9 protein-coding genes, 1 tRNA gene and 1 other RNA gene are annotated in these 9,915 nt (G+C 58.4%); 4 read left to right on the top strand and 7 right to left on the bottom strand.

All coding sequences use genetic code 11. From position 1 onward, the window contains the following. From F4V58_RS00515 to F4V58_RS00505, 3 genes are all read right to left on the bottom strand, one after another. Positions 1–1,337 (bottom strand): DNA polymerase III subunit gamma and tau (locus F4V58_RS00515; RefSeq protein ID WP_150385648.1); only part of this gene is annotated, 1,337 nt, incomplete at its 3' end. Positions 1,338–1,342: 5 nt separating this feature from the next. After that, complete coding sequence (locus F4V58_RS00510) at positions 1,343–1,876, bottom strand: suppressor of fused domain protein (protein ID WP_075732441.1); 534 nt, start codon at positions 1,874–1,876, stop codon at positions 1,343–1,345. Between the two features lie 4 nt (positions 1,877–1,880). Next, positions 1,881–3,152 carry an aspartate aminotransferase type Ic gene (locus F4V58_RS00505; protein WP_075736312.1) on the bottom strand — a complete coding sequence of 424 codons (1,272 nt, stop codon included), beginning with the start codon at positions 3,150–3,152 and terminating at the stop codon, positions 1,881–1,883. 156 nt (positions 3,153–3,308) lie between these two features. On the opposite strand from F4V58_RS00505, the gene F4V58_RS00500 reads away from it, so the two are divergent. Then, complete coding sequence (locus F4V58_RS00500) at positions 3,309–4,808, top strand: SulP family inorganic anion transporter (RefSeq protein WP_075732439.1); 1,500 nt, start codon at positions 3,309–3,311, stop codon at positions 4,806–4,808. 205 nt (positions 4,809–5,013) lie between these two features. Further along, the gene (locus tag F4V58_RS00495; protein ID WP_075732437.1) at positions 5,014–5,973 is read left to right on the top strand and encodes a DNA cytosine methyltransferase; all 960 of its coding nucleotides are present in this window, start codon (positions 5,014–5,016) and stop codon (positions 5,971–5,973) included. Here F4V58_RS00495 and F4V58_RS12985 read toward each other — a convergent pair. After that, positions 5,970–6,620 (bottom strand): HNH endonuclease, encoded by a 651-nt coding sequence (locus F4V58_RS12985; RefSeq protein ID WP_425429755.1) that lies wholly within the window; start codon positions 6,618–6,620, stop codon positions 5,970–5,972. The genes F4V58_RS00495 and F4V58_RS12985 overlap by 4 nt on opposite strands. A gap of 316 nt (positions 6,621–6,936) precedes the next feature. Between F4V58_RS12985 and F4V58_RS00485 the strand changes: the two genes are divergently transcribed. Continuing rightward, positions 6,937–7,557: a transposase gene (locus F4V58_RS00485; RefSeq protein WP_169833284.1), complete on the top strand. Its 621-nt coding sequence runs from the start codon at positions 6,937–6,939 to the stop codon at positions 7,555–7,557. A gap of 84 nt (positions 7,558–7,641) precedes the next feature. On the opposite strand, the gene F4V58_RS00480 is transcribed toward F4V58_RS00485, so the two are convergent. Continuing rightward, positions 7,642–7,730, bottom strand: a tRNA-Ser gene (locus F4V58_RS00480). Positions 7,731–7,896: 166 nt separating this feature from the next. Between F4V58_RS00480 and ffs the strand changes: the two genes are divergently transcribed. Further along, positions 7,897–7,995, top strand: an RNA gene (gene ffs / locus F4V58_RS00475) — signal recognition particle sRNA small type. Between the two features lie 1,077 nt (positions 7,996–9,072). Here the strand turns inward: ffs and F4V58_RS00470 are convergent. Further along, positions 9,073–9,423, bottom strand: coding sequence for a hypothetical protein (locus tag F4V58_RS00470; protein WP_245803008.1), 351 nt, complete (start codon positions 9,421–9,423; stop codon positions 9,073–9,075). Positions 9,424–9,427: 4 nt separating this feature from the next. Beyond that, positions 9,428–9,915 (bottom strand): glutamate--tRNA ligase family protein (locus F4V58_RS00465; RefSeq protein ID WP_249041135.1); only part of this gene is annotated, 488 nt, incomplete at its 5' end.

Genomic DNA, 9,915 nt, shown 5'->3' with positions numbered 1-9,915 from the left:
GCGGTCTGCGGCGGGGTCTGCTGCTGTGGCTGCGGCTGCGCGTGCTCCCGAGCCGGCGGGGTTTGCGGCGGGGTCTGCTGCTGCGGCTGCTGAGCCTGCTGCTGGGCCCGGCGGCGGGCAAGGAGGGCAGCTCCGGCATCGGCGGCAGTAGGCGCAGTGGCTACCGGCGAGGAGCCGCCGCCAGAGGTGGCTCCGGAAGCGGGAGCACCAGAGGCGGGGTTCGGAGCGAAACCAGCCGCCTGAGCCGGAGCCGCCGCCAGCCGGGCCGCCAAAATCTCCAGCAACAAACGCGGGGAAGTCGCGCCACGGAGATTCGCGATCTCCGAGTTCACCGTCGCAGCCAGGGAAGCCAAGTGACCGTCAGGAAAAGCCGCCGCCTGTTCCTCCAGGACACCAGCGCGGGAGGCCGGGGCGGAAACCAAACCCGCAGCAATGGCGTCCGGAACAGCCTGCAACACCATCAGGTCACGCAGGTGGTCAAGCAGGTCAATGGCAAAGCGCCGGGGCTCATGGCCCGCCTCAATAACATCACCAATGAGCTTAAACAGCTGGGCCTTGTCGCCCGAATGCAGCGCGGTAATGGTGTCATCTAGCAAGGTTTCATCCGTCACGCCCAGAAGCGGGCGGGCCAGCTCATAAGTCAGCCCGTCGGGGCCGGCGCCGGCTAGCAGTTGGTCCAGGGTAGAAAGCGTGTCACGCGGGGACCCACCACCGGCGGCGATAACCATGGGATAGACGGCGTCGTCCACATGAACGCCCTCTGATGCCACCGTGCGCTCCAGTAACCCGCGCATGTCCGGCGGAGTGAGCAACCGGAACGGGTAGTGGTGCGTACGGGAGCGGATAGTGCCAATGATCTTGTCCGGCTCCGTGGTGGCAAAAATGAAGATCACGTGCTCCGGTGGTTCCTCGACCACCTTGAGCAAAGCGTTGGCACCGGAGTTGGAAATCATGTGGGCCTCATCGATGATGAAAATCCGGTACCGGAACTCCGCCGGTGCGTAGTAGGCGCGGTCGCGTAGCTCACGCATGTCATCAACGCTGTTGTGGGAGGCCGCGTCTAGCTCCGTGACGTCCAAGTTGCCGGGCCCGCCGGGGGCCAAGGAAACGCAAGAGTCGCACGTGCCGCACGGCGTGGAGGTAGGTCCCGTAACGCAGTTGAGCGAGCGAGCCAGGATGCGCGCGGAGGACGTTTTGCCGCAGCCGCGCGGGCCTGAGAAAAGGTAGGCGTGATTAATGCGGCCTGAGTCAAGCGCTGCCGACAAAGGCCGGGTCACCTGCTCTTGGCCGACGACCTCACTAAAGGATGCTGGACGGTATTTCCGGTATAAAGCCACGCACCTTAGTCTACCGGTTGTGGCCCCACCCGGGTGAAGTCCAGCAGGTCAATTCCCGCGCGGGTGGCTTCCTCTTGGAAGGCCGCCACGCCTTCTTCCACCGCGAAGGCGTACTCCGCGTCGTTGAGCGCCACCAACTGCAGGATTAGCGTCCACCGGTCCGGCTCTTTGAGCTGCGGCGTGGGGCCGTTCCACAGGAAGGGGGCAATCAACATGCCGTGGGTGTTTTCCCCCAGCTTGGGCAAGAGTGTGCCGGGCTGAGCGGGGATGACGCGGGCGGCTATCAGGAGTTCCGCTGCCTCGATGACCAGGCGGGCCAGCTCCGGCTTCCCGGCGCGCGCCACGGTGAGTAGCTCGCTGCGCACGGACAACCCCTGCGCGACCAAGCCCGTGTCCGTGTCAGCGAAATCAGTGGTAGCCACCAGGGACTCACCGGTGTCCAGGGTGGCCATGGCCAGCCGGTGGCCGTCCACGTCCTTAAATTCCAGCGGGGCTGGCACTATCCGGTCAAGCCACAGGCAGGTGCCTTCCTGGTTCATGTGCCTAGTAGCCCAGCTTTTCCAACGCAGCCAGCAACGCGCAGGTAGCCACGCCCTTCATGGCAACTTCGATCTCCTTGAGGGGAGGCAAGGAAGGAGCCAGACGGATATTGCGGTCATTGGGGTCCTCACCGTGCGGGAAGGCCGACCCGGCGGGGGTTAAGACAATTCCGGCATTTTTAGCCAGCTCCCAGACGCGGTTGGCGGTGCCGTCCATGACATCGAGGGAAATGAAGTAGCCACCTTCCGGTTTGGTCCACGCAGCGAAGTCGTACTTGCCCAGGCGGTCTTCCAGGATACGGAGCACGGCCTCAAACTTAGGAGCCAAAAGCGCCCGATGCCGCCGCATAATAGAACGCACCCCCTCCGCAGAACCGAAGAACTCATAGTGAGCCAGCTGGTTGAGCTTGTTGGGGCCAATTCCGCGGATACCCGCGTGCTTGAGGTACCACTTGATGCCGTCCGCGGAGGTGGCAAAGAAAGCTACGCCGCCGCCGGCAAAAGTGATTTTGGAGGTGGAGGATAGCACCCAGAAACGGTGCGGATGGCCCTCATCATTGGCAATGTCCAGGATGGGCAAGATGGTGGGGAAATCCTCCGTCAGCGTGTGGACGGCGTAGGCGTTGTCCCAAATAATCCGGAAATCTGGGGACCCGGCGTCCATGCCAGCCAACTCCCGGGCAACCTTCTCCGAAATGGTAACGCCCGTGGGGTTGGAGAACATAGGTACCAACCACATGCCCTTGACTGCGGGGTCTTTGACCAGCTCACGAACGGCGTCCATGTCCGGGCCGTCTTCGCGCATGGCCACAGGAACCATTTCAATACCAAAGAGCTCCGTGATGGCAAAGTGGCGGTCATAGCCAGGAACGGGGCAAATAAATTTAACCTTTTCCTCCTGGGACCAGGGGCGCTTGGAACGGTGGGTACCAAAGTTCCAGGCAAAGGAAATGAGGTCAAACATGATGTTCAAAGAGGAAGAATCCCCTGCCACCAGGTTCTCCGCTGGAATGCCCATCAGCTTGCCCCACAGTTCGCGGATTTCGCGGATACCCTCCAGGTTGCCGTAGTTGCGCAAATCATTGCCGGCCGCGTCTGTGTGGTTATCCACTCCGGGCAGAGCCAGGAGCTCGTTGGAGATCTCTACCTGCTTTTGGGAGGGTTTACCACGCGTTAAATCCAGCTTTAGGCGCTTGGCCTTGAGTTTGTCATAATCCCTCCGGGTCTGGGCAGCTAGTTCCTCTAGCTGTTCAGCAGTCATTTCCTTCAGTGACATCAGCGACATAGGAGAACCTTTCAGTAATTTTTTACAACTTTCGAGCCAGTCTATACCCATTAGCTTAAAGCTCAACCCGTCTGGCTGTGAAAAGTACCTGCTATGCCGTAATGTTTACGGTTTTGCACGCTCTCTCTCATCTTTTGGAGAAATCCCATGACCACAACCGTTTCCCGCGAGCCACTAGCCCCAACGGGAACCATTGAGTCCTTCCGCTTTGCCTTTAGCTCCGCGGCGCGCCTGCGCACCGAAATCCTGGCCGGCCTAGTAGTGGCCCTGGCCCTCATCCCGGAGGCTATCTCCTTTTCCATCCTGGCCGGGGTGGACCCCCGCGTGGGCTTATTCGCCTCCTTCGTGATGGCCGTGACCATCGCCTTCACCGGCGGGCGCCCCGCCATGATTTCCGCCGCCACCGGCGCTGTGGCCGTGGTGATTGCCCCCGTGGCCCGCGACTACGGCCTGGACTATTTCTTTGCCACGGTGCTGCTAGCGGGCATCGTCCAGTTAGTGCTGGCGGGCCTGGGCGTGGCCAAGCTCATGCGGTTCATCCCGCGTTCAGTGATGATTGGCTTTGTCAACGCGCTGGCTATCTTGATTTTCCTGGCGCAGCTGCCACACCTCATCGGCGTGTCGTGGCTGGTGTACCCTCTGGTGGCGCTGGGTATAGCCATCATGGTGCTGTTCCCGCGTGTGTCTCAGGCCGTGCCGGCGCCGCTGGTAGCCATTGTGGTCATCACCGCGATTGTGCTGGTCACTGGCTGGCACGTGCCCAACGTCCACGACCAAGGTGAGCTGCCCGGTACGCTGCCAGAATTTTTACTTCCCGATGTCCCCCTCACACTTGAGACCCTGCGCATCATCGGCCCCTACGCCGTGGCCATGGCGCTGGTGGGGCTCATGGAGTCCCTCATGACCGCCAAACTGGTCGATGAAATCACCGAAACCCACTCCAATAAAACCCGCGAAAGCCTGGGCCAGGGCGTAGCCAACGTGCTGGCGTCTTTGTTTGGCGGCATGGGCGGTTGCGCCATGATTGGCCAGACCATGATCAACGTGCGCGCCTCCCGCGCCCGCACCCGGCTATCCACGCTGCTGGCCGGTATTTTCCTGCTCATCCTGGTGGTCACGCTGGGCGATATCGTGGGGCTAATCCCCATGGCCGCACTGGTGGCCGTCATGGTCATGGTGTCGGTAGGCACCATGGACTGGCGCTCACTGCGCATGCTGCCCATCATGCCGCTAAGCGAAACCGCCGTGATGCTCACCACCGTGGTAGCTACGCTTGCCACGCACAACCTGGCTGTGGGCGTGGTGTTGGGCTCTACCGCCGCCATGGTGATGTTTGCCCGCCGCGTGGCGCACCTGGTCTACGTGGACAGCAAGGTGGACGGAGACACCATCACCTACTTCGTCCACGGGCAGCTCTTCTTTGCCTCCAGCAACGAGCTGGTTTACTGCTTTGACTACCACACCGAGGCCAGCAACGTGGTCGTGGATCTAAGCCACGCGGAGATTTGGGACGCGTCCACCATTGCTACCTTGGATTCCATCACCTCCAAGTTTGAGGCCAAGGGCAAACACGTGGCCGTGGTGGGTATGGGCGACATCAGCCAGCAGCGCTTTAACCGCCTGGCGGGCCAGCTGGGCGGCGAATAACCCCACACGGCCCCGTCTGGCCCGGCGCAGGCACCAGGGCCTGTCTTATTCATCTCTCGAAGGTCTTTATCTTCATTCATTAGGATCGTATGGATTAGGACCACGGTCCCTTAGTGTCCAGTCTCTGCGGTAGTCTAATTTCAGAAACATCAGGCAGATGCAGAGCAACGCTGTTGCAAATCAAAGCAGCATTAGAAAGACAGTCATGACTAAACGTTCTTATTCTTCACTCGAAGTCTGTGCAGGAGCTGGCGGACAAGCCCTAGGGCTCGAAATGGCCGGGTTCGAACACAAGGCGCTGGTTGAGCTAGAGTCTTGGTGCACGAACACGCTTTCATATAATCGCCCGCATTGGAATGTAATTCAAGCGGATTTGAATGAATGGACTCCCGATAAGGAGTTAACCGGCATTGATCTATTCGCAGGCGGGGTACCCTGCCCTCCCTTCTCGGTTGCGGGCAAACAGCTAGGGAAGGAAGACGACCGCGACTTGTTCAGCCGCGCTTTGGATTTGGTGGATCAACTTCAGCCGAGAGGAGTGATGCTCGAAAACGTACGAGGTTTGATGGACCCCAAGTTCGAAGATTACCGAACAGAAATTCTTGAACGGCTCTCACATTCAGGTTTCGTAGGAGCCTGGAAACTTCTCAAGGCCTCCGATTACGGTGTGCCCCAGTTGCGGCCACGTGCAATCCTAGTAGCACTTCGGCCATCAGATATGGCCAGCTTTTGCTGGCCCGAAGCTGACGCCGCTAGCGCACCGACAGTGGGTGAAGCGTTGCTGGACCTGATGGCAGCAAATGGCTGGGAGGAAGCCACCAATTGGGCAGAAGCTGCAAACAAAATCGCTCCCACCCTTGTAGGCGGCTCAAAGAAACACGGAGGCCCGGATCTCGGCCCCACACGCGCCCGCAAAGCGTGGCTAGAAATGAACGTGATAGGCACTACGATCGCTGACGAAGCACCAGAATCTGGCTTTAAAGGTCAACCACGGCTAACTCCGAAAATGCTAGCTAGGATCCAAGGATTTCCAGACTCCTGGGAAATCACCGGACGAAAAACCAATGCCTGCCGTCAAATTGGTAACGCATTTCCACCCCCGGTGGCCAAAGCCGTAGGAACCGAAATTCGGAGGGCGTTTGAGAACAGCGATCGGGCCGCTTAGACCCAACTTCTACTCTCCATTTCGGCGAGATACCTGACAACCTCTTCCTGAACTCTCGGCCCGCCCAGACGATAAGCGTCGTATGCACGGTCGAGAGCGGTACGAGTCCGCTGCCCCGCTTGAATCCAATATCGCAACTCCTCCCTTTCCTTTTTCTTTAAACTTTTTACCTGTTCGAGAACCGCTTTCGGATCGGCAGCTGACCCAGTGTCCGCTCGTACCGATTCATTACACAAACGACACTCCGTCCTCAGATTGTCGAGACTTATTTTCCCTCCATGAGAGTTGGCCCGTATATGGCCCGCAGCTAAGCTCACGATGCTGCCATCGTCGTATTGTTCACCAGCAGCACGCCCACAGATAACACATCGTCCACCATCACGTTCCAGGACTTGTCGCCGCACCTTTGCTGATATGGCAGTAGTTTTTGGACGTGGGCCATCTCCCGGCCACCAACCAATTTCTTCTAGGATGCAATCTTCTCCAAGACTGGGCTCCTCTTTCGACGACAAGTATCTCCAACCATGGTCTCTAAGCTCTCTCTGTCGACGTTGAGCGTGTTCGTTCTTTACATTCAGGACTTTCCGCAATTGTCTGGTCGTAAACCTCTCTCCGACTTCCACATTCCAGCGAAGCCAAGATGCCATTCGAGGAAAAGCACCCCTACACCCATGTATCTTAGTTTCCCACCAGAGCTCTCCGTCCGGAGCATAGGCCTCATTTGGGTACTCACGGTTCACTTGGACAAAGTCGAATTCACTCATACCTCCAGGTTACACCGGATTCTTGATTTTTCTTCTAGAATTCGCAGACTATTAAAGACCGGCCGGTAGTAGAACTAGTAGGTTGTCCCCTCCGCGGCAGCCCTACGAGGACTAAGTGGTGCAAACACCGGTTAACGTGCAGAAATCCTCATTGTTCGAGTAGTGCATGAATAGTCCAAGACCATCGTATAGCCTCATCATGGTGTGGACTGACAACTCGCGGCGCGTATTTCGTAATGTGTTTACTAACGCGGTGCACATCGCTGATCATTTTTACGTCATTCAACGCGCGAATCTCGCGGCTGACCAGGTGCGCAGACGAGTCCAACAGGAAAAATATGGCCATCGAGGGCGAAAACACGATCCGTTGTTTAGAGGACGTCGTCTGCCAGTAACGGCCCATGACAGGGTGAGTGCGAAAGCTCAAGCTAAGTTGCAATCCATTTTGGACAATGGTGACCCCAACGGTGAAGTCGCGCTTGCTCATCGCATAAAAGAGCAGCTTAGAAGCTTCTACGCCTGCGATAATTACGACGTGGCGCAGGAAAGACTCCAAGAAATTATCGCCGCAGCAATTGCTGAAACCAGCCCGGAAGAAGTCCAAAAACTAGGCGCTACCTTGCTGAACTGGAGTGAAGAGATCCTCAACTACCCCAAAGACAAACTGTCCAACGGAGTCACCGAAGAACAAAACAACACCATCAAACGCGTCAAGCGCATCGGATACGGCTTCAGGAACTTCCACAACTACCGAATCAGAGTCCTACTCACCGCCGGCAAACCCCACTGGCAACTACTCCAATCCGTCAACCCCAAATGACCCAGATCCCACGTATTTCCGAAGAGCCGGGTATTTCCGGGGCCTCATGAAAAAGCTCCCGGTCGTTATGACCGGGAGCTTTTTTGGCGGAGGATAGGGGATTTGAACCCCTGAGGGATGTGACTCCCGCACGCGTTCCAGGCGTGTGACATAGGCCGCTAGTCGAATCCTCCAAGGCGAAACTTTATCAGCTGCGGCGGTTGAGAACAAAATCACCAGCTCACGCACACTTTAAGCCTTTGTCCACACGGGCAGGACAAGCAAACACACGCTATTCCATCCACCCTCACCCGCCGCGCGGCGGTTTGCCCGAACACACCCCAACGGACTAAGGTGGTGTGCAGGATTCCGCGTGGCGTCCATCCTTTAAACTCCCCCAGGGCAGGAATGCAGCAAGGGTACGAAGGCTCTGGCGGGTGCGCGGGTCCCCTTTTTTACCCGTTTCCGGCGCACGGGGCCCAAGGAGAGTTGGCGGGGCCCAAGGGTAGTTGGCGGGGAGCTGCCCGAGGTTGCGGGACCTGGCATCCCACGAAAGAAAAATGTGGCGGTGCCTACATCAGGCACCGCCACCCCCCTACCGGGTGTTTTTAACCCGAGTTGGCTCATTTTAGTCAGGTTTCGAGATCTTTTGGATGAGACCGGCTAAGTCTGGCGACCGCGGCGTTAGGCCTACATTTTTTGCTCCTCGATTTGAGATTCTATTGCACATTCCCTCTTTATGGCTCTGACTAGGTGTTTCAGGGATTTCGTGGTGTGACGTCCGGACAAGTTCTCGCGTGTCACCGCAGTCACGCCCACGGGCAGGTGCCCTTGAATAGAGTATGCGCGCGAGGGCAAATTGGGCGGGACTGCAGAGCGAATTTCGCTGTCCGTACTGATTTCTCAAATTAAAAACGCGGCTAGTAATCCTAATGACCTGCTCAGGGGCAATATCTGGCCGCGACGGTTGCGCTGCAACCGCCCAGCCCACTAGCAGCAATACGAATACGTGGCAGTGATACACACAACAGAGTGACTACCCCCATCAGCTACCCGCTTAGTCAGGAAAAGTCACTGGTCCCACACCCGAATCTGCAGGCCACAATGTCAATATTAAATAAGTCACAACGGAATGACCCAAGTCAGGAAGGAGAGTTGGCGGGGCCCAAGGGTAGTTGGCGGGGAGCTGCCCGAGGTTGCGGGACCTGGCATCCCACGAAAGAAAAATGTGGCGGTGCCTACATCAGGCACCGCCACCCCCCTACCGGGTGTTTTTAACCCAACCCCCGGCTTGTTACTAAACCCGTTCTAGTAGAACGCGTTCCCCCCGATTTAGATACTGCTACACCGTAGGGCAAAAGTCTTGGAGTTTACCCCCCACGCCACCCGCCAAGCATAAAGTTTTTTATAGGAACCTCAATGAATAACACCGGGGGAATTCGCACTGAGTGGCCATTCCCCTGGCTTTCCACGCAGTTCCCGGCCACGGAAGTAGAACAAGGGTGCCATTCCTAGAATAAAGGGGCTTTTTATAAGTTAAGGGGTTGGAAGGTCCGGGAGCGCGGAGCCGTCTTCGCGGAACCAGGTCACGTGCGGCGGATTATCAATGGCCCACTCCTTCACGCGGTAGTCATACGCCTGGCGGGATTCCACCTCCGGATAGCCACCGTCCATGACGTACTGGTAGAAGCTGTTGGGTCCGCGCGCCTTGAGCCAAATCCACACGTAGTCCTCCAAGGAATCCTCCGCCAGGAGGTACTCCAGGCCCTCCGGAATGAGCTCGCGGTTTTCCGCCACACAGCGCGCCAAGTCCTGCTCAAAGAAGGCGTAGAGGTAGTCCATCGAGTCATCTAAGGCGGCGTAGTTATAAGCTTCCATATCTTCCATGCCCCTAGCCTAGCCAGACGGTGGGCTTGGTATCCAGACGGTCCAGATCAAACTGGGCCCGCAGCTGGTCAAGGCTGCGCGCGCGGTAGCCCAGGGTGTCCGCCAGCTGCGCCACCACGTCCGCCGCGGTGGCGCCGGCGCCCAGCATCTGGCGCAGGGTCACGGCGCCGTCGCGCTTGGCCAGGCGCTTGCCCTCGGCGTTTAACACCAGCGGAACATGCACGTACTCAGGCACCGGGTAGCCCAGCAACCCAGCCAGGTATGCCTGGCGGGGCGCTGAAGATAGCAGGTCATCACCGCGCACTACTTGGTCGATACCCCCTTGACCATCATCAACCACCACCGCCAGGTTGTACGCCCAGTCGGGCGCTTGGCCGCCGCGGCGCAGGATGAAATCATCAACCTCGCCGGTGTATTCGCCGTGCAGGCGGTCCGTGATAGTGAAGTGGCCGGCGGGGGCAGCGGGGTCGGGGCTGGCGGGGTCGGGGCTGG

It is taken from the genome of Corynebacterium phocae (genome assembly GCF_008693075.1).
GTDB classification, from domain to species: domain Bacteria; phylum Actinomycetota; class Actinomycetes; order Mycobacteriales; family Mycobacteriaceae; genus Corynebacterium; species Corynebacterium phocae.
Note: the sequence above shows the minus strand (reverse complement) of the source record. Positions and strands in the feature narration are given on the sequence as shown.

Bases quoted from the DNA above. Each gene is read 5' to 3' on its own strand.
- F4V58_RS12985 (WP_425429755.1), bottom strand. From the start codon at position 6,620: ATGGCATCTTGGCTTCGCTGGAATGTGGAAGTCGGAGAGAGGTTTACG.
- F4V58_RS00485 (WP_169833284.1), top strand. From the start codon at position 6,937: ATGGTGTGGACTGACAACTCGCGGCGCGTATTTCGTAATGTGTTTACT.
- F4V58_RS00500 (WP_075732439.1), top strand. From the start codon at position 3,309: ATGACCACAACCGTTTCCCGCGAGCCACTAGCCCCAACGGGAACCATT.
- F4V58_RS00510 (WP_075732441.1), bottom strand. From the start codon at position 1,876: ATGAACCAGGAAGGCACCTGCCTGTGGCTTGACCGGATAGTGCCAGCC.
- F4V58_RS00505 (WP_075736312.1), bottom strand. From the start codon at position 3,152: ATGTCACTGAAGGAAATGACTGCTGAACAGCTAGAGGAACTAGCTGCC.
- F4V58_RS00470 (WP_245803008.1), bottom strand. From the start codon at position 9,423: ATGGAAGATATGGAAGCTTATAACTACGCCGCCTTAGATGACTCGATG.
- F4V58_RS00495 (WP_075732437.1), top strand. From the start codon at position 5,014: ATGACTAAACGTTCTTATTCTTCACTCGAAGTCTGTGCAGGAGCTGGC.